Consider the following 19,117-nt stretch of genomic DNA (forward strand, 5'->3'; position numbering starts at 1 on the left):
TTAACGCCTGTGGACAAGCAGTAGCCGACTACCTTGATTGAAGCAGGAAGAAAACACTAAACTAATCAACTTTCTTTGAGTAAGTTTAGGTAAGTTTTTCGGAGCAGCCTTGTTCATCTCGTTCACAAACTAATATTGATTCAGGATATTCGCTTAAAGCAGAAACTAAAGCATCCATGTACTTTTAATATTTCACTACTTATTTAGGCATTGCTGATTAGTGGGATGTTTTTTGTTTCGCGCAAAGGCGCGAAGAATCAATATTTTATTTTTGTTAAACATCTCAATTCATCCCGCATTTATGCAACGCCCTTATTTAAAGCTTACTGCGGTCTACCCTATGTCTGTATGAGGTGTAGGGTGATGATAGATTCTTTTAGTAGATAGTGAGAGTTAGAACCAGTCATAGATAGATGCCAGAATTCATGCACGCAAAAGCCACGATACTCGATAATAGCGTGATGTTAGATGGATTTGCGATCGCTCAAGATTTTTTAAGTAGGTCTTCGTGAACTCTGCGTCTCTGTAGTTCGATTTAAATTTTTCGTAATGTGGCAATCGTATTGATAATGTTGCTAATTGTTAACTAATTTCTGTTAAGATACTTATTTCTTAACTGTCTTAACTGTCCTTGACCACATATTTGATTGCTGATATATATTTAATTGCCCAATAAATTTACCTAACAAAAAACATATCTGCAAACACAGTCAAAACTGTAGATGTGGGAATGGTAAAGTTTTTTGCGCGTTTTTTGAAAGAACAAACCACCGAAGGAATAGAAACTCCTTTTTGGCTTTGGACTTTCGAGTTTAAGATAGATGCGAAAGACAAGTAACTCTCGTCTTTTTCATCGCCAATTAAGGCAGTAGTAGTTATTGAATAACTTCTACTCTTGGTTAACAACCAATATTAAGGAATGGCACTATGTCTACAAACACAACAAAAGTTGCAAACGTTGAAGCAGTACCTTTCTTTGCTCGCTTCTTAGAAGAGCAAGTGGCTGAAGTGTCTGATACTGCTCCTTACGACACTAAAAAGTATCCTTCTGATTGGGAAGAATACTAAATCTCGTTAGATTCATTGGCAATTAAGGGAGTAAGAGTTATCAAATAACTCCTACTCCTGGTTAACAACGAATATAAAGGAATCATACCATGTCTACAAACACTGTAAAACCAGCAAACGTTGAAGCAGTACCTTTCTTTGCGCGTTTCTTAGAAGAGCAAGTGGCTGAAGTGTCTGACACTGCTCCTTACAATAGTACTAAAAAGTACCCTTCCGATTGGGAAGAATACTAAATCTCGTTAGCTCCATCGGCAATTTAAGGGAGTAGCAGTTATTTAAAACCTAAAGGCTACTCTTGAAAACGCGATCGCTTTCATCTTACCTAATCCATAATATGCAGGCGATTGCCTATAGATCCCCGAATTCTTTAAGAATTCAGGGATCTATAAAGATGTTGACATACTTTAATATTTATATATTTTATGCACCTGTCTCGTGATGTTGTTTTATTAATCAGCCACAGTGGCGATTTTTTTACAATAGATAGAGTTGCTGAAGCCTTGTCAAAAAAAGGGGCGCAACCATTTCGTCTAGATACTGACAAGTTTCCTCTAGAAGTACAATTAACAGCACATTTTGACAAGAATAAAAGCTACCACACTATAGAATATAACAACCAATCTATCAGCACCCAGCAGGTGCAAGCTGTGTGGACGCGTCGTATTTGGGAACCAAACCTGGGTGAAGAGTTAGCGCCAAAATTCCGAGAAGCTTGCATTAAAGAATCAAAAGCAACTTTAAATGGTTTTTGGGACAGCCTCAAAGAAGCTACTTGGGTAGATAATTTAGAACGAATAGATTATGCAGGTAACAAACTGCGTCAACTGCGGGTTGCATCTGAAGTAGGTTTTACTATTCCCCAAACTCTGGTTACGAATAAAGCCGAAGCAGCAAGAGAGTTTTTCAAGCAAGTCAACGGCAAAATGGTGAGCAAGCTTTTAACGACTCTTTCCTACAGTATGGAAGCTAACTCGTCGTTCTTCCTTTACACCAGCACTGTTAAAGAAGAAGACTTGCAAGATGCCGAATCACTACGCTATTGCCCAATGGTTTTTCAAGAGCAAATCCCCAAGCAGCAGGAACTACGTGTAGCGTATGTAAATGGCAATGTATTTGTAGGCGCGCTGAATGCAGATGTGTATGCAGCAGCTAAAGCTGATTGGCGTAAACCTGGTGTAGAAGTTGGTGCATGGCAACACCACCAGGTTCCGGATGAATTTGTGTGTCGTTTGCAAGCTTTTATGGGTAAATTTGGGCTGTTGTTTGGCTCGTTAGATTTTATCCTCACACCATCGGGCGAATACGTTTTTTTGGAAAACAACCCCGTAGGAGAATGGGGAATGTTGGAGAAAGATTTAGACTTGCCAATTTCCGATGCGATCGCCGATGCTCTTCTTTCCCAAAATAAATAGTGCCTTATAATGCTTCTGTGTTCGCTGTAGTAACTTCAGACTGAACGTTTTTGTGTTTTGTCTGAGTGTGGGTTGTAGGGGAAATACAGTTCCCAGCGTGACTAACAAAATCATCCCGCTTTCTCTGCAACGCTAAGAATTAAATATTTCATACTTCACACTTCACACTTCATACTTCATACTTTCTATGACCGTTTTAATAGTCACATTTAGCAAAGATAACGAAAGCATTCCCCTAGTCATCAAAGCAATTGAGGCCTTAGGCGAAAAAGCATTTCGGTTTGACACAGATAGATACCCTACCGAAGTCAAGCTAGATATTTACTCTGGTGATACTGAACGAATAATTATTACGGATGGCGAACAAAAGCTTGATTTGAGTGAGGTATCCTCAGTTTGGTATCGGCGGATGCGCTACGGGCATCTACTCCCCGACTCAATGGACAAGCAATACAGAGATGCGTCAATTCAGGAATGTCGCGCCACTGTCAGGGGTATGATTGCCAGCCTCCAGGGGTTTCACTTCGACAAAATGGCAAATGTTGATCGAGCTAATAATAAACAACTACAGTTAAAAGTTGCCCAAGAAGTTGGACTTTTAACTCCACGTACCCTAACTTCCAACAACCCCGAAGCAGTTAAGCAATTTGCTCAAGAGTGTGAGCAAGGGATCATCACCAAGATGCTTTCCTCCTTTGCTATCTATGATGAACAGGGGCGAGAAAACGTTGTGTTTACCACTCCAGTTACAGATGATGATCTGGAGAATATGGAAGGACTGCGTTTTTGTCCAATGACATTTCAAGAAAACTTGCCGAAAGCATTGGAATTGCGGACAACTATTGTGGGACACCGCGTATTTACAGCCGCAGTAGATTCGCAAAGCTTGGAAGGATCAACTTACGACTGGCGCAAAGAAGGGAAAGCTTTAGTTAAGAATTGGCAGCCTTACGAATTGCCAGCAGATATTGAGAAAAAGCTGCTCAAGCTAATAGCTGAGTTTGGCTTAAACTACGGAGCAATTGATATTATTGTCACTCCTGATGGTCGCCACGTATTCCTGGAAGTGAACCCAGTCGGGGAGTTTTTCTGGATGGAGATATATTCACCACATTATCCTATCTCGCAGGCGATCGCGGAAATTTTACTTACTCAAAAATAGGGCATCAGGTAAACAATTTTGGCTGGGCGATTGAGAATGCAAATTTAAGCTCAAATTCTCAACCACTGTCTAAAGTTTAATATTTGTTTATATATTTTATAATATGCAAACTCCATCTGTACGTGAGCAAACTACAACAAATCCTTTTTCAGCTATTACCCAATTTTGGCAGGATGTAAAAGTAGTCGCTCAACCTTATTGGTATCCAACAAAAGCAGAAGGAAGAGCATTTTCCTCGGTGATTCGCTCATGGGGAGCGCTGATTCTCTTAGTATTATTGATAGTGGGATTTGTCGGTATAGATGCTGCAAATAGCTACTGGAATCGCTATGTCACTGACATTATTATTGAAGAGAGGAACCTTGATAAATATTATAGTACTTTATGGCTATCTAATATCATTCTTGTACTGAGCGTCATCACAGTAACTTTTTTAAGATATGTTAAGAAAAAAATTATTCTTGATTGGTACAAATGGCTAAATAATCATATTTTAAAAATATATTTGAGTCATCAAGCTTATTATAAAATTAATTTTAAATCTGATATAGATAATCCAGACCAACGTTTGTCACAAGAAATAGAACCTATTATCAGCAATGCGTTAAATTTTTCCACTACCTTCCTAGAAAAAGTTCTAGTAATGGGAAGTTCTATAATAATTCTCTCGACAATTTCTGTAGAAATAGCTGTCTATTTAGTTATTTATACAATTATAGGTAATTTTATAGCTGTTTACTTAAATCAATACTTAAATAAAATTAATCAAGAAGAAATTGCGTTTAAAGCAGACTTTGCTTATTGCTTGACTCATGTCCGTAATCATGCTGAATCAATTGCGTTTTTTCAGGGAGAACAGGAAGAATTAAACATAATTGAACGCCGATTTAATAATGTAATAAAAACTGCTGAACACAGGCTGAATTGGGAGAGAGGGCAAGATGCTTTTGGTAGAGCATATCAGTCAGCAATTGGTGTATTTTCGGCTTATATTCTTACGCCTTTATTTATTCAGGATCAAATTGATTATGGAGAAATTAACCAAATTAGTATAACTTGCTTCATGTTTTCTACGGCTCTGGGAGAACTATTAGCTCAATTTGGTGTTTCAGGTCGTTTTTCTAGTTATGTACAACGGTTAGCTCAGTTTTTGGATGCTTTACAAGCTGTTAGTAAACAACCGGAAAATGTCAGTACTATTAAAGTCTTAGAAGAAAAACGATTGGCGTTTGAAAATGTTACTTTACAAACGCCAAATTATGAACAGACAATTGTTGAAGATTTGTCAGTTTCTGTTGGGCCAGGCGAAGGGTTATTGATTGTTGGCCCTAGTGGTAGGGGGAAAAGTTCTTTATTAAGAGCGCTCGCTGGTTTATGGAATGCAGGAACTGGTCGTTTAGTGCGTCCTGCCCTCAAAGAAGTCTTATTTTTACCCCAAAGACCTTACATCATTTTGGGAACTTTGCGCGAACAGTTGCTTTATCCCCATACAGATCGGAAAATGAGTGACAAAGAACTGAAAGAAATTTTGCAACAAGTTAACCTACACCATTTGTTAACCCGCGTAAATGGTTTTGATACGGAAGTTCCTTGGGAAAATATACTGTCGTTAGGAGAACAACAACGCCTCGCTTTTGCACGGCTGTTAATTACACATCCTAGTTTCACAATCTTAGATGAAGCTACCAGTGCATTAGATTTAAATAACGAAAGTAATTTATATAAACAATTACAAGCAACGAAAACAACTTTTATTAGTGTTGGGCATAGAGAAAGCTTATTTAATTATCATCAATGGGTATTAGAGCTTTCACAAGAATCTAGTTGGCAGCTTGTTTCTATAGAAGATTATCAATTGCAAAAAGGAATTGCTATTAAACCAGTTAAACAGGAGGAAAGTACAATAAATATTTCCTCTGAAAAAGAACTTTCTTTAGCAACAGAAAACTCGGCATTAACAGCCACAATTGTCGGACTTTCTCATAAAGAAATCCAAAATCTAACAGACTATTCTCTTAGCACTATTAGAAGCAAAGCAAATCAAGGAAAACCGATTACTACAAAAGATAATGTTACATATCGCTACAATAAAGATCCGCAGGTATTGAAATGGATAAGAAATTAAATCCACTCACTTAATATCTGTTAGAAGTTATTGAAAAAATTAAAAAAATTGCAGTAACAATCTAATTTCATAGTATGGAAAAACTTGTGACAACAAGGCTCAATTTAGTACCTTTTACGCTAGAGGTAGTCAAAGCAGCAATCATAGGAAATGCTGAATTAGCATCATTTCTAGGTGTAAAAGTTTTACCAGACTGGCAGAGTGAAGAATTTAGAGAAATTTTGCCAGACATTGCAGATATTCTGTGTAAATATCAGTTTCAACGTGAATGGGGATGGGGAAGTTTAATCATTCATAAAGCAGAAAATATGCTTATCGGTTATGTTATGGTTAAAGTTATTCCAGATAGCACATTTTCACCTACTGGTTCCTTAGAAATTGGCTATTACGTAGCTCCTTCATATCGACGACAGGGGTACGCGTCTGAAGCTACCAAAGCCGTGATAGATTGGGCATTGTCTCAACCTGGTGTGCAGAGCGTTACTGCTGGATGCGCTCCCGAGAATCTAGCTTCAAAACGGGTGCTAGAAAAAATAGGAATGCAACTTATAGAATCACGCGAAAAAGTCCTGGTATGGAAATTATGCAAAACAGCGACAGTTTGAAGTAGAGAAGAACTAGATCCGTCAGCACTGTTTTGATGATATGAATATGGAGTTTCTCGATGTGATTGTGAATCAAGATGAGATTGAGTTAATTACGACTTGCAACGAACTCAACGCCTCTTATTACTCTTTACGGCTCATAATTCCAGGCTTTACCTTGACAAAATTCGTCAACCCAAGAAGCTAAACTCCGGGCATTCGTTTGCGGAATTGATTTAAGTGCTGAGTAATTAGGAATTTCATACTTGATATATGCCTCACTACTCATAGCAGGCTTGATACCGGAAAATTCATCTCCAGTCTTGGTTTTAACTTGTGAGTGTTCTTTCAACTCAACACTGTTGACTTGATTGGGTCTTTCCGGTGCGGTTGTGTTTGAGATTGGCATAGCCGCTAGTGATGTCTGAGAATTAGCTACTATGCGTCTACTCCATGATTTGCCTTGGCTAGGAACTTCTATGGCTAAGGCGATGGTTTTTCCGTTACTGGGAACTGTAGTTGTTAAAGCGAGCGCTCGTACTGGTTTACTGGTAGATACTCCATTTGGCGATAGCTGCACAGCTTGTAAAGCCTTTGCTGAAGATTGGAGAGTAACTCTAGGCGCAACAGCAAATGCTGATAAAGGTTTATTGACTTGTGGCACATCCGTAGGTATTTTTTCGGTCATAGGCAACTTGACTAGAGGTTGAGCAATCATTTCGCCTCCAGGTGCAAGTCGCAATGGTTTTTCTTCCAGACGCATTACTTCTGGAGATTTTTTGTAACTTTGATTTTGAGCTAAAGTGTCTAAATTTGTTAAACGCAACTCCTCCTCGGGGTTGAAGTTCAGACCCAAAGCAGTGACGATTGCATCGGGGTTATTATTTAAATCCATCATAAAAGCCAACATCTGCTCAAACTCTGGCTCTAAAACGGACAAAGTAGCCAAAATATAACCCGATGAGGGGCGGCGCAAACCATTATAAGTTCCCCAGACTCGCATTTTTACCAGCCAGGAACGATTTTGGTGATAGTAATTCAGCCACTTCATTTTTAAGGATTGACGTAGCTGCTGAATATTCATCGGATGCCTCGCTTGAGTCAAAGATAGTGCAGACCTGTATGTTAAAAACAGGGTGTAGGGTGTAGGGTGTGGGGAAGACGGCGTTTAAGAAAGCAGGAAATTCCGACCAAGGCCATCGTCTTGAAAAGACTGGGCTTTGATTGAGTGCGTTTGTTGTGGCTATCTCTTGTCCTACACCCCACACTCACTAAGCCCCGTTGAGGGGCTGAGTGAAAAATTAGGTTTATCCCTGGGGATGAAACCGATAATAAAGCATCTGCTTGACCCTTTCACCACCTAATAAATGCTGTTCTACTAATAGAGGTATTTCCTTGGCTCTCACGCCGCTATACCAAACCATATCTGGTAAAACTAACACCATCGGCCCGTTGCCACATTGTCCCAAACAGCTGCTAGCTGTAAGGGTGACATCTGGGACTGGCAACTTTGCCAAAGCCTCTAAAACTTGTGCTGCACCTTGCTTTTTGCAAGTGCGATGGAGACAAACCCGCACGCACCTGTTGGTAGATACTTTGTGATTGGGTGCTGAGTTTGATGGTTGAGTGATGTTTGACATTTTTGTGCTTTGTCCTCTCGTACAAAGTTCTGAACGGAGGCAGCCTCAATTCAGAACTTTGTGCTTTGTCAATTAACTCTTAACTACTAATTTATCGATAGCCCTTTAGAAGCTAACCAGTCGCGGTTGAATATCCGTGATTGATAGCGAGAACCACTATCACAGAGAATAGTAACTATGGTATGACCAGGGCCTAATTGTTTAGCTAAGGTAACTGCTGCTGCGACATTGATACCTGTCGAGCCACCCATAAATAAACCATCTTTTTGTAGTAGTTGGTAAACGACTCGCAACGCTTCTGTGTCATCTATTTGAATGGCATCATCGGCAGGTGCGCCTTCCATATTTGCTGTAATGCGACTGTTACCAATGCCTTCGGTGATGGAGTTTCCTTCTAGTTTGATTTCGCCTGTTTTGATATAGCTATAAAGTCCACTACCTAGAGGATCGGCAACAACACATTTAATCGCCGGATTTTTTTCTTTGAGGTACAACGCTACGCCAGCAAAGGTTCCGCCTGTGCCAGTGGCCGCGACCCATCCGTCTATTTTACCATCTGTCTGTGTCCAAATTTCGGGGCCTGTGGTTTTATAATGGGCAAGGCGGTTGGCTAAATTATCAAATTGATTGGCCCAGACGGCATTTTCTAATTCCGCAGCAATTCTCCCTGATAGCTTGACGTAGTTATTCGGGTCTTTGTAGGGTACTGCGGGGACAGGACGTACTTCGGCTCCCAGTGCGGTGAGTGCATCAATTTTTTCTTGGGATTGGGTATTGGGAATGATAATCAGGCATTTATAGCCTTTGGCGTTGCAAATATGCGCCAGTCCAATACCAGTGTTACCTGCGGTTCCTTCAACTACAGTACCACCTGGTTGAAGTAAACCTTTTGCTTCGGCATCTTCAATAATATACAGTGCGGCTCGGTCTTTCACAGAACCGCCTGGGTTGAGAAACTCGGCTTTGGCTAAAATTTCGCAGCCTGTTTCTTCGCTGAAGCTGTTTAAGCGAATTAAGGGTGTATTTCCGACAGTACCGATGAAGCCGTTTTTAATATCCATTTTCAATCTGCTCGAATTCTTACCTATAAAAATTTTGGCTTATTGAGGCGGTTGGATATACGGCTTATACATAGATTTTCTGTGTATGAGGCGAAATTATTTAAAATTCGCGCTTGGAGAAAATAAAACTAGCGATCGCCAGCAGCATAATACTGTAAATTACCCCATAGGCAGCATTGGAGATTAAGACCGTGACACTGGGTAATGCTTGCAAGCCATAAACTGCGTCGTTTTTTAAATCTAAGCGTGATAAATCTGGCACAACCAGATATAGTCCTTGAATTACGTGTTCTACTGCGTAATTTTGGCTTAAACGTCCCAGTTTGACTAAATCTTGCGTAATATTACCCATTAAGTAAACAGCAAATGTTAAGGTGATTGCTAGTAGTGAATTAGTAAATACACCCAAAGTAATTGCTACAGCAGTCATTAAAGCTAACTCAATAAATAGAAAAACTGCTGCAATTAAAATACTCAATGTGGGATGGGGAATATTTTCTAGTTGGAGAAATACTAGATAAATCACCGTCATTGCACTAATTAAAACAGCGATGACAGCCGTCAAACCCAAAAACTTCCCAGAGATAATTTCGCTGCGGCTGACTGGTTTAGCAATTAATACTAAAATAGTCCGCTTATCAATTTCTTTTTTAACTAGTCCAGTCCCAATAAACACGGCGACAATTAAGGTAATGGCACTCATCGCCACTATCCCAAAGTCTAAAAACATTTTGTTTTCTGTACTAGCTGCAAATTCTGGGAGTATTCGCCAAGTAATCGCTAGCAGCAGCGTATAAAAACCAATTACATACAAAATGCGATCGCGGACTACTTCCTGAAATACATTTTTGGCAATTACAAAGGTTCTCATTGCTTAATTAAGAGTCATTTATCAATATTCATTTGTCATTTTTCTTGGTGATTTGTCATTAGTAATTTCCTCAATTTTGGCTACTATTTTGCTAATTGCTGCTAACGCGGAGGTGGTGGTGCTGCCACAAATTTAGTAACGCGATCGCATTGAATTTCGCCGACGGCAATTTTATCTTCAGGATTAGTACTGGTAATGACTTTTTTATTAGAAATTGCTACCGGGTCAACCCTACAAGATTTTGCCAGATAATACCCTTGTCTTCTAGAAGTGGGGCCGCGCCAAATACTTAATAAATTTAATCTGTAGCCACTAGCTTTGAGATTATCTACTCTTGATTCTACTCGCCAGACTTGACTTTCTTCATATTGACCGATATTTTTTTGGATGACTGTTTTACCTAAATTGTTGACATTAACTTGGGCATTTTCTAGCCATCTTTCGACTTGTGACCAAGGCTTCCCATCTATTTGCTGTTCTACTAATGGTTGCAGTTTATCTAAAATTAATACTCCATTTCGCGGCACTTTTTCGACAATCAAATCTGTTCTTCTGACAAAGGTACTACGCTGAAAATTATCACTTAACACACTGGGATATTCTTTTAACCAGTTATCCATAACATAATAAAATTGCAGCCAGCAGCTAAGAATCATACAACTGGCGACCAAAATGATAATTTTCTGCCTGGCTTCTGGTTTTGGAATTTGCGCTTTTGAGCTTGTATCTGTACCTTCAATAAATTCAGGAATTGCGGTGATTAAAGCCGAAATTGTCGGCCAAAGTACGATAGTTCTGGGTGTAATGACATCTTGTTGATTACCAAAGGCAAAAACACTCACCAAAAATCCGGTAATGACTGCACCCACTGGCATGAAAGTTCCAGGAACTCGCAGTGGATCATCTGTTGTATACCAAGCAGTCCCAGCAATTAAAAACAACCAACCGCAAACGGCAATCACATCTCTAATGATACCTACGGCAAAGTATGACAAAGCCCAAGAAAATACACTTAAATAAATCAGTGTTTGCCAAGCATATGCTTGTTTAGGTACTAAGATTTTTCTAATTCTGTCATAAATATCTTCAACAAATTTAAATACCCCAAATAAATCTTTGAATAAAAAGTTCATTGTGCCTCCTCAGAATAAATCATGACTAATTGCTCAGATAATTGTCTCAAGATTAACTAACGATTCCGAATTAATAAAATAATCGTAATGGCAGTGTAACTTAGAGAATTGGCTATTAAGGTTGTAATCACTAAATTGGTTGATTGTAGTCTAATGCCACTGCCACCACGCCGCCATAGCCGCCGTTGTGAAGTATCTTTGATTTCTGGTTTTTTCCAACCTTCTTCACTTAAGGTAAATACAAATAATTGCAAGAGTAAGAATTTCATTAAAAAAGTAATGAAAAATATAATGAAAGTAGTTAAAACAATGGTTGCTTGGGTAGTGGGAGAATTAAAGTTATTAAAAAATACATAATTAATTAATTCTGATTTGATATCAACTGGCAAATGTGGCTCTAAGAAAAAAAAGATAATCCAGCCAAGAGTACCAGAAAAAAGATTAGTGGCTATGGCATAAAAAATACTAGTTTTTTTATCAAACTTTAGCCTGAGATTAAAAATGTAACTTTCTAGGGGAATCGCCACCAGGAAAAACAGCAGGTTAAATAAGATTACGCCAAGGGGTAAAAGTCTAGGTAGAGTCCAATCTTCAAACATAGAGGGTCAATGGTAAGGTGTCACTAAAAAGGGTAAGTGGGCATAATCAGGCTCATAACGGCAATTACAGCAAGGAACACAAAACAGGTAACTCTGGTGATAGAGCTTAGTTATGCAAATTTGTCCTTGATTAACCTGTAATCGGCTATGTTAACTGCGATCGCAATTTGCCATCTTGGTGTGCCAGTATACCCCTATTTACCCTGTTAATATATCCTGCTAATTCTGCTATGGAAGCACTGAACGAAGATTTTTTCTGATTGTCTTTGTATCAGTTATTAAGTATTCAAATTTTGTTACCTGTTCCCTGTTCCCGCTTCCCTGCTATAAGATGAGAGACTGCCAAGTTACAGGGTTTTGTGAGATGACAAGGAACGGCATTGGTATTCGCACGGCACAAGCGCGTTCTGAACGGCTGACAGGACAAATTCATGTCTATGACGGCGTGGGTAAAGGTAAATCTCAAGCGGCTTTGGGGGTGGTTTTGCGCTCAATTGGCTTGGGGATAAATACATCAAGCCACTATAATCGCGTTTTACTGCTGCGGTTTTTAAAAGGGCCAGAACGGGATTATGATGAAGATGGCGCGATCGCCGCTTTACAGCGAGGATTTCCGCATTTAATCGATCAAGTGCGGACAGGGAGAGCCGAATTTTTTGGCCCAGAAGAAATTACACCTTATGACCGACAAGAAGCAGCACGGGGTTGGGATGTAGCCAAAGGTGCGATCGCTTCTGGTTTATATTCAGTAGTAGTATTAGATGAACTTAACCCAGTGCTGGATTTGGGTTTGCTACCAGTAGATGAGGTGGTACGGACATTAAAAGCCAAACCCCAGGAATTAGAAATTATCGCCACCGGACGCGGCGCACCCGAAAAGTTATTAGATATTGCTGATTTGCACTCAGAAATGAAACCCCAACACCACCCTACAGCCAAACAGCTACTACTGGAGGGAATTGAAATTTATACTGGTGCGGGTAAAGGTAAATCTACAAGTGCTTTGGGTAAAGCTTTACAGGCAATTGGCAGAGGAATTAACCATCCCGGTTCTACCCGTGTGTTAATTATGCAATGGCTCAAAGGTGGGAGCGGTTATACAGAAGATGCTGCGATCGCTGCTTTACAACAATCATACCCAGAAGTGGTAGATCATCAACGTTGTGGCAGAGATGCGATCGTCTGGCGGAATTCTCGGCAAGAATTAGATTATGTGGAAGCCGAACGCGGTTGGGAAATTGCCAAAACTGCGATCGCATCTGGTTTGTATAAGACTATCATTTTAGATGAACTTAACCCGACTGTTGATTTAGAACTTCTCCCCGTTGAACCCATCGTTCAAGCCTTACTCCGCAAACCCCGCGACACAGAAATTATTATCACTGGCCGTTGCCAACAACAACCAGCTTACTTTGATTTAGCCAGTATCCACTCTGAGGTTTATTGTCACAAACACTATGCTAATCAGGGCGTAGAACTCAAACGCGGAGTTGATTTTTAAATGGATAAGACTAATGTCTGGGATTTGGGAATAGGTGGGTTAGCGATCGCTGTTTTGCTTGGTAGTATTTTGATGATAGTTAAAGGTGAACAAGCGATCGCTTTTTCAGCAATCGAGATCATTTTCATGGTAATAATTAGGCACAGTCATACTTTGACGAGCCTATTCGTCGCAACTTCCTGGTGTGGTCGTGGCTAATTTTTGAAATACAGTATTTTTTATACTGAAATTTATAAATAAATACGCGGGTGTTGACACCTTGTAGATTAATGTGTATCTTCAAAGTATATACATTAAACATGTAATATAGGACTCATATTTGATTTCTGAAAAACCAAATTGGCTAGAAGCTTGCCATACAAAGGTTCGTTTCTCAGTATACTTAGCAATATTCAAGTACGATTCCTATAGCATTTTGCTTTGACTAAGAAAGCTAAAGCCTAAACGTATAGGTTTTCACGAAATTATTTTGGAGCTAACTATGACATCTGTTGTTGCTAAATGGGGAAATAGTTTAGCTATCAGGATTCCAAAATCGGTAGCTGAAAAAGCACAAGTAACTGAGGGCATCGCTATAGATTTTTCCGTAGAAGGCAACAGCATTATTATCACGCCACAAAAAAGAAGAAAATATACTCTTGATGAGTTATTGGAAGGGATGACTCCTGAGAATTTTCATTCTGAATTTGAAACTGGCAATGCTGTGGGGAATGAAGATTGGTAGTTAAACCATATTTTCCTGAAAGAGGAGATATTATCAAGTTAGAATTTGGAGCCGAGAAACAGTTTACTGTTGATTCAATTCAGCGTGCATTTGCCCTTCACCAAGCTGGAATGTCATTTGAAGAAATTGCTGTAACGCTGAATAATGAGCTTCAACAACAAGGACGCGAACAACAGGGCTATCGCCCTGTTCTCGTTATATCTCCAATTAAATACAATCAAATGTCTTCTCTAGTTTTGGCGTGTCCCATAACTAGTAAATCAAAAGGACTTAAATTTGAAGTTCCGCTTACTGAAGACATGAAAACAGCAGGAGTTGTATTAGCTGATCAAATTAAAACACTTGACTGGAAAGCTAGAAAAGTAAAATTTGTTGAAACTGTTTCAACAGATTTAATAGAAGAAGTGCAAGCAAAGTTAGAAACGTTAATTTTCTAAATTAGCTTTTGTATAGTATTTTAATAGCAAACTAATAAATATTGTTCATTATCTCATTTCTCCCACAGCCAATACCGCGAAATAGAGATATGCAACAATGGCTCTCAAGGGTTGAATTTGCTTACTTTGAGGGCACTGTAATTATCGCTTGACTTGAGGCGATCGCTATCAATAATTCTTCTTGCTGGGAATCTCGAGAAATCTGTATATCTTGGTAGCATTGAGTCAAGTACCCGTCAGCAATAGAGCAAGAACGATGTACATTGCCATCACACAACCACTGACTTTTACAGAGTTTCTTGCCTGGGATGATGGTTCAGGCAGAGAATTTGAGCTAGGGGATGGAATTCCTGTGCCATTATCCGAACCAAATGCTAATCATGAAGATTTAATTGAGCGACTGTGTGCTTACTTGGAAAATTACTGCCAAGAAAATGACCTACCCTATGTATCTCGACAGTCCAAGCAAGTGCGGTTGAAGACAGCATTAGGAGAAAAAGAAAAAAGCCGCAAAGCTGATATTGTCATCTTTGCGAAGGAAGAATGGCAAAGGATGAAAACTAGTTCTAGTTCTGCTGCTGCATATATTCCACCACCAGGAATCATTGAAGTTGTAAGTCACAATTGGAAGGATGACTATTTAACAAAACTGGCTGAATATGAAGACTTGGGTGTTTTGGAGTACATAATTGTAGACTATGCTGCTTTTGGTGGAATTCGGTTTATTGGTTCACCGAAACAGCCAACTATCACAATATATCAACTGGAAGATGGAGAGTATTTACCCCCCAAGATATTTCGAGGACAGGAACAAATTGATTCGCAACTATTTCCACACATTCCGCTAACGGCTGAACAGATTTTTGCCATGAGTCGCTAATCAAAATCAGCAGCATCCACAACAGCAATAGCAAAAAGTTTCAGCCTAAGTGTCCCAACTTTTTTTTCGCAAACTCCCGTACTTGTTCATCTGGGTCATTTGCGGCTCTGTCGTGCAACAGTGGTAAAGTTTGGGGATGATTAAGATACTGTTCAGTAATCGTTTCTAATGCAACTTGACGTGGGTTGTCTTGAAAACTATATTCCCGCTCAAAGGGGTCATTCACAGCACAAGTGTAGAAGATTTCAAAGATATCTGGGTTGTCTCGAAAACCTCTGGCTAATTCTTGCAGTGCTAGTTGTCGCACGTTTGCAGATTTATCCGCAGTGGCGCGTTTTTTGAGAATAGCGAAAATATCAGGGTCATCTTTAAATCTTCTGGCTAATTCTTGCACGGCAGCTTGACGCACATCTGCATATTTATCAGATGTAGCGTGTTTTTTGAGGATGGGGAGAATTTCGGGATCGTTTGTAAACCCTCTGGCTAGTTCTTGCAAGGCGGTGCGTCGTACATATTCATTATCATCTGTAGTGGCGCGTTGTTTGAGAATTGTGAGCGTCTGTGGATGGTTGTAAAATCCCCTGGCTAATTCTTGCACGGCGGCGCGGCGCACATCAGAATATTGATCGGCGATCGCCCGTTGTTGCAAGATAGTGATAGTTTCAGGGTCATTTGGGAAATTTCTGGCTAATTCTTGCACCGCCGCACGGCGCACATAGCGATCGTTATCCGCCGTGGTACGCTGTTTTAGCCAGGTTAAAATTTCCGGTTCCTCTTTAAACCCTCTGGCTAATTCCTCAACGGCGGTTTGGCGCACACCGGAATATTGATCTGTTGTGGCACATTGTTTAAGGATAGAAAGTGTTTCTGAGTCATCTTTAAAAGTTCTGGCTAATTCTTGCACCGCCGCTTGACGCACATATTCATTATCATCGGTAGTGGCGCGTTGTTGCACAATTGCGAGAGTTTCCGAGTCGTCTTGAAAATTCCTCACCAATTCTTGCACGGCCGCTTGGCGCACAGTCCAGTCATCATCTGTAATGCGTTGTTTTAGCCAAGTCAAAATATCAAAATTATCTTTAAAGGCTCTGACTAATTCTTGCACAGCTACTTGCCGCACAGTACCTGAACTATCTGCAGTGACGCGCTGTTTGAGCCAAGGTAAAATATCTGGTTTTTCTTTAAAGCCGCGCGCTAATTCTTGCACAGCCGCTTGGCGGACATACTCGTTTTCGTCAGTTGTGGCGTGTTGTTGCAACATGGGCAGAATTTCGGGGTCATCTTTAAAATTTCTGGCCAATTCTTGCAAAGCTACTTGTCGTACTGTCCAATCATTATCAGCGATCGCTCTTTGTTTTAACCACACCAAAGTATCAGGATGATCTTTAAAACTTCTAGCTAATTCCTGTACCGCCGCACGGCGAACATCTTCATGTTCATCAGCATTAGCCAATTGTTTTAACCACAACAAAGTGTCAGGGTCATCCTTCCAAGTAGTCGCTACTGATGCAACTGCTTGAGTCCGAATTTCTTGAACTAATTTGGTTTCTTCTTCATCTCGATATGGTTGATAATAATAACTTAAGTCATATTTAGTTAATTCTTTTAACCTATTGAGTAACTGAGTAGCTGTTGTCGCCACTAAAGCTCGGTTTCGTACTTCTGCCAGACACTTCGCTGCTAAAAACAAATTGATAAACTTATCTTGTTCACCATTTTGGGCCATTAAATAATTGAGAGTTTCGCAAACAAATCTTGGTTCAATCATCCCAGTAATCAGGCGCAAAACTTCATGCCAAGTTTCATAACGCCAATGTTTACCAAAAACTTCATTATTTAATTTTGTAATAGATAAAGTTTGAGTTTCCTTAAACTGCCAGACAAATTCCCAAGCACAAAAATATTCTAAAAAAGTGCGGTGGACAAACGCATAATAATCTGCACCCAAAAAACATAACATAAAATTGCGAACCCGCAATTGATTAATCATCACCCTAGCAACTTTTGTTGGCTGATCAAATTCAATATTTTTGAGATATTTAATTAAAATCTTTTCTAAATCGCCAACACTAATTAAATTGCCAGTCAAACCTTTAGGACTAGTTTGCATATGATAAGCAACCTGACGTAACATTGCTTGCTTATCTTTATAATCAATAGTTTTGGGATCAAGGCGTGAATCTTCCACTAAGGCACGTTCTACATCCCATTGATGCAGCAGCACCCGTGAAGATTGTTCGTAAAGTGTGGCTCTATCTCTCGGCAATTCTTGGTTACGGTTGAGAATTGCCATCATTGTTAATAATAGTGGATTTCCTGCTAATTCGGCAATAGATTTTGAAGCATCAATCGCTCTTTGCAACCGCTCCCTTTTGCGTAACTTATCTTCTTGATCATTAAATGTTAATTCATGCCAACGATTGATAAAATCATGAATTTGCTCCGTATCTAAATCTTGCAGCATAAAGTGACGAAATTCGGCATCGCGTAATTTTTGTGGTTTATAACCAATGACGCGCGAAGTCACAATTACCCGCACATAAGGATATACATTAGTAAACCGATGAATATCTGTAATTACATCTTCCCGCTTACCTATTTCAAATACTTCATCTAAACCATCAAACATCACTAAAGCATTACCAGCTTTTAAATGTTCGTGTAATTGATTTTGATTGAGATGGTGAACAATACCACTGCATTTATGAAAAAAATCTAAAAAATTATTGCATTCATTATTTTCTCGCCGACGAATATAAGTACGTAACTCAATTAATAAAGGAATAGGGAGAGAAATTACATTATTTAGCGGTGATTCTGCCCAAGTTAAAGCTAAATATTGCAATAGAGTAGATTTGCCTGAACCAGGATCACCTAAAATAACTATATATTTATAAGCCGGATTATTAATAATATCTAGTACAGAAACTATCGGCTGCCCAAAATAAATTCGGCGATAGCCTTCTAACTCTTCTAGAGAAATTTCTGCTTCTATTTGGTGACTGTTGCGGAGTTCTCTTAAATGTTCTTTCGGTAGTTCATGTACTTGAGGTAAAACTTGGTGAACTTCCCGGACATTCTGGGCGATAAACATTCGCCATAATTTCAACTCATTATAAGCATAGCCTGTTGTATCTAAACTATCTAATTTCAAGTTTCCATAGCGTTCTCTTAGCCCTTCTTGATAGCCGCGTAAATCAAAATCTGTAATAATTCCTGACATTTCTTGCAGATTATTATTGACTGATTCTAAATGTTTACTATCTAGAATAATGCGTAATTTATCTGACTCTCGAATAATTGCTTTGACTTTTTTGAGATATCTTTTCGTTAACCTTTCCCAATCAAATTCTTGAGGTAAATTTGGCAAATTTAGTTGATACCAAATAGGAGATAACACTTGGGTGTCTAATGATTGACAATCTGGCTGAAACGTATTGCTTAAAATTTCAACCAAGGATTTATCATGAATAAATTTATTTAAGGGTTGAGTATATTGCTCTAGTAAAGATTCTTCTATATTTGCATCTTCTAATTCCTGCTGCATTAACTGTAAAAATTCTTTTAAGGCTTTGCCAGCAGCAACTTCAATATCTTCTTTTGTGAGTTGCTGCAAAATGTTCTTGGGAATACTTTTTAATAAATCCTTCGCCCAGTCTTTAGCTACGTCTTTTGCTAAATCCTCAAAAATAGGTTTAAAAGCAAACCCGACAGCCTGAGTTATACCCCAAACAGCTAACCAATCTACTACCATATTCGTGTTTGCCCAGCTTTCAAACCGAGTATATCTAACTGGTTGAATAATTTTGGGATATTTCAGAATAATTGAATAAATTTCACAATCACATGGGGATTAGGGGAAAATATTTAGTATTAATTTATTAGTCCTTGCAGGCGAACTTTGTTTGTGTCGTAGCAAA

General features: G+C 39.2%; 18 protein-coding genes. 11 read left to right on the plus strand and 7 right to left on the minus strand.

Annotated elements, in window-relative coordinates:
- Nucleotides 1-927: 927 nt before the first annotated feature.
- The 6 genes from H6G69_RS28120 (at nucleotide 928) to H6G69_RS28145 (ending at nucleotide 6,372) form a co-directional block, all read left to right on the plus strand.
- Nucleotides 928-1,068 (plus strand): microviridin/marinostatin family tricyclic proteinase inhibitor, encoded by a 141-nt coding sequence (locus H6G69_RS28120; protein ID WP_190692412.1) that lies wholly within the window; start codon nucleotides 928-930, stop codon nucleotides 1,066-1,068.
- 89 nt (nucleotides 1,069-1,157) lie between these two features.
- Entirely contained in the window at nucleotides 1,158-1,301 is a 144-nt protein-coding gene (locus tag H6G69_RS28125; protein ID WP_190692413.1) for a microviridin/marinostatin family tricyclic proteinase inhibitor, read from the plus strand.
- Nucleotides 1,302-1,490: 189 nt separating this feature from the next.
- Nucleotides 1,491-2,480, plus strand: coding sequence for an MvdC family ATP-grasp ribosomal peptide maturase (locus H6G69_RS28130; RefSeq protein ID WP_190692414.1), 990 nt, complete (start codon nucleotides 1,491-1,493; stop codon nucleotides 2,478-2,480).
- A gap of 187 nt (nucleotides 2,481-2,667) precedes the next feature.
- Nucleotides 2,668-3,642: an MvdD family ATP-grasp ribosomal peptide maturase gene (locus H6G69_RS28135; RefSeq protein ID WP_190692415.1), complete on the plus strand. Its 975-nt coding sequence runs from the start codon at nucleotides 2,668-2,670 to the stop codon at nucleotides 3,640-3,642.
- A 103-nt stretch (nucleotides 3,643-3,745) separates the two neighbouring features.
- A complete protein-coding gene (locus H6G69_RS28140; protein ID WP_190692416.1) occupies nucleotides 3,746-5,767 on the plus strand; it encodes an ABC transporter ATP-binding protein/permease in 2,022 nt (673 codons plus the stop codon).
- A 74-nt stretch (nucleotides 5,768-5,841) separates the two neighbouring features.
- Nucleotides 5,842-6,372, plus strand: coding sequence for a GNAT family N-acetyltransferase (locus H6G69_RS28145; RefSeq protein ID WP_190692417.1), 531 nt, complete (start codon nucleotides 5,842-5,844; stop codon nucleotides 6,370-6,372).
- A 130-nt stretch (nucleotides 6,373-6,502) separates the two neighbouring features.
- Here H6G69_RS28145 and H6G69_RS28150 read toward each other — a convergent pair whose 3' ends face one another.
- The 6 genes from H6G69_RS28150 to fraC all read right to left on the minus strand — a co-directional run bounded on the left by H6G69_RS28150 (nucleotide 6,503) and on the right by fraC (nucleotide 11,655).
- Nucleotides 6,503-7,435, minus strand: coding sequence for a DUF5331 domain-containing protein (locus H6G69_RS28150; protein ID WP_190692418.1), 933 nt, complete (start codon nucleotides 7,433-7,435; stop codon nucleotides 6,503-6,505).
- A 223-nt stretch (nucleotides 7,436-7,658) separates the two neighbouring features.
- Nucleotides 7,659-7,991 (minus strand): ferredoxin, encoded by a 333-nt coding sequence (locus tag H6G69_RS28155; RefSeq protein WP_190692419.1) that lies wholly within the window; start codon nucleotides 7,989-7,991, stop codon nucleotides 7,659-7,661.
- Nucleotides 7,992-8,077: 86 nt separating this feature from the next.
- The gene (locus H6G69_RS28160; RefSeq protein ID WP_190692420.1) at nucleotides 8,078-9,052 is read right to left on the minus strand and encodes a cysteine synthase A; all 975 of its coding nucleotides are present in this window, start codon (nucleotides 9,050-9,052) and stop codon (nucleotides 8,078-8,080) included.
- Nucleotides 9,053-9,152: 100 nt separating this feature from the next.
- On the minus strand, nucleotides 9,153-9,923 hold the full coding sequence (locus H6G69_RS28165) for an ABC transporter permease (RefSeq protein ID WP_190692421.1): 771 nt from the start codon (nucleotides 9,921-9,923) through the stop codon (nucleotides 9,153-9,155).
- Nucleotides 9,924-10,024: 101 nt separating this feature from the next.
- On the minus strand, nucleotides 10,025-11,056 hold the full coding sequence (fraD, locus tag H6G69_RS28170; RefSeq protein ID WP_190692422.1) for a septal junction protein FraD: 1,032 nt from the start codon (nucleotides 11,054-11,056) through the stop codon (nucleotides 10,025-10,027).
- Nucleotides 11,057-11,112: 56 nt separating this feature from the next.
- Entirely contained in the window at nucleotides 11,113-11,655 is a 543-nt protein-coding gene (gene fraC / locus H6G69_RS28175) for a filament integrity protein FraC (protein WP_190692423.1), read from the minus strand.
- Nucleotides 11,656-12,019: 364 nt separating this feature from the next.
- Here fraC and H6G69_RS28180 point away from each other — a divergent pair, with 364 nt between their 5' ends.
- From H6G69_RS28180 to H6G69_RS28200, 5 genes are all read left to right on the plus strand, one after another.
- Nucleotides 12,020-13,156: a cob(I)yrinic acid a,c-diamide adenosyltransferase gene (locus H6G69_RS28180; protein WP_190692424.1), complete on the plus strand. Its 1,137-nt coding sequence runs from the start codon at nucleotides 12,020-12,022 to the stop codon at nucleotides 13,154-13,156.
- Complete coding sequence (locus H6G69_RS28185; RefSeq protein ID WP_190692425.1) at nucleotides 13,157-13,354, plus strand: hypothetical protein; 198 nt, start codon at nucleotides 13,157-13,159, stop codon at nucleotides 13,352-13,354. It begins immediately after the preceding gene.
- Between the two features lie 283 nt (nucleotides 13,355-13,637).
- Nucleotides 13,638-13,880 carry an AbrB/MazE/SpoVT family DNA-binding domain-containing protein gene (locus H6G69_RS28190; RefSeq protein ID WP_190692426.1) on the plus strand — a complete coding sequence of 81 codons (243 nt, stop codon included), beginning with the start codon at nucleotides 13,638-13,640 and terminating at the stop codon, nucleotides 13,878-13,880.
- A complete protein-coding gene (locus tag H6G69_RS28195) occupies nucleotides 13,874-14,317 on the plus strand; it encodes a type II toxin-antitoxin system PemK/MazF family toxin (RefSeq protein WP_190692427.1) in 444 nt (147 codons plus the stop codon). The genes H6G69_RS28190 and H6G69_RS28195 overlap by 7 nt, the downstream gene beginning before the upstream one ends.
- Before the next feature lie 256 nt (nucleotides 14,318-14,573).
- Complete coding sequence (locus H6G69_RS28200) at nucleotides 14,574-15,197, plus strand: Uma2 family endonuclease (protein ID WP_190692428.1); 624 nt, start codon at nucleotides 14,574-14,576, stop codon at nucleotides 15,195-15,197.
- A gap of 40 nt (nucleotides 15,198-15,237) precedes the next feature.
- Here the strand turns inward: H6G69_RS28200 and H6G69_RS28205 are convergent, their stop codons facing one another.
- The gene (locus H6G69_RS28205) at nucleotides 15,238-18,951 is read right to left on the minus strand and encodes a HEAT repeat domain-containing protein (RefSeq protein WP_190692429.1); all 3,714 of its coding nucleotides are present in this window, start codon (nucleotides 18,949-18,951) and stop codon (nucleotides 15,238-15,240) included.
- Nucleotides 18,952-19,117: the final 166 nt, after the last annotated feature.

This window comes from Nostoc sp. FACHB-110 (assembly GCF_014697425.1).
Taxonomy (GTDB): domain Bacteria; phylum Cyanobacteriota; class Cyanobacteriia; order Cyanobacteriales; family Nostocaceae; genus Nostoc_B.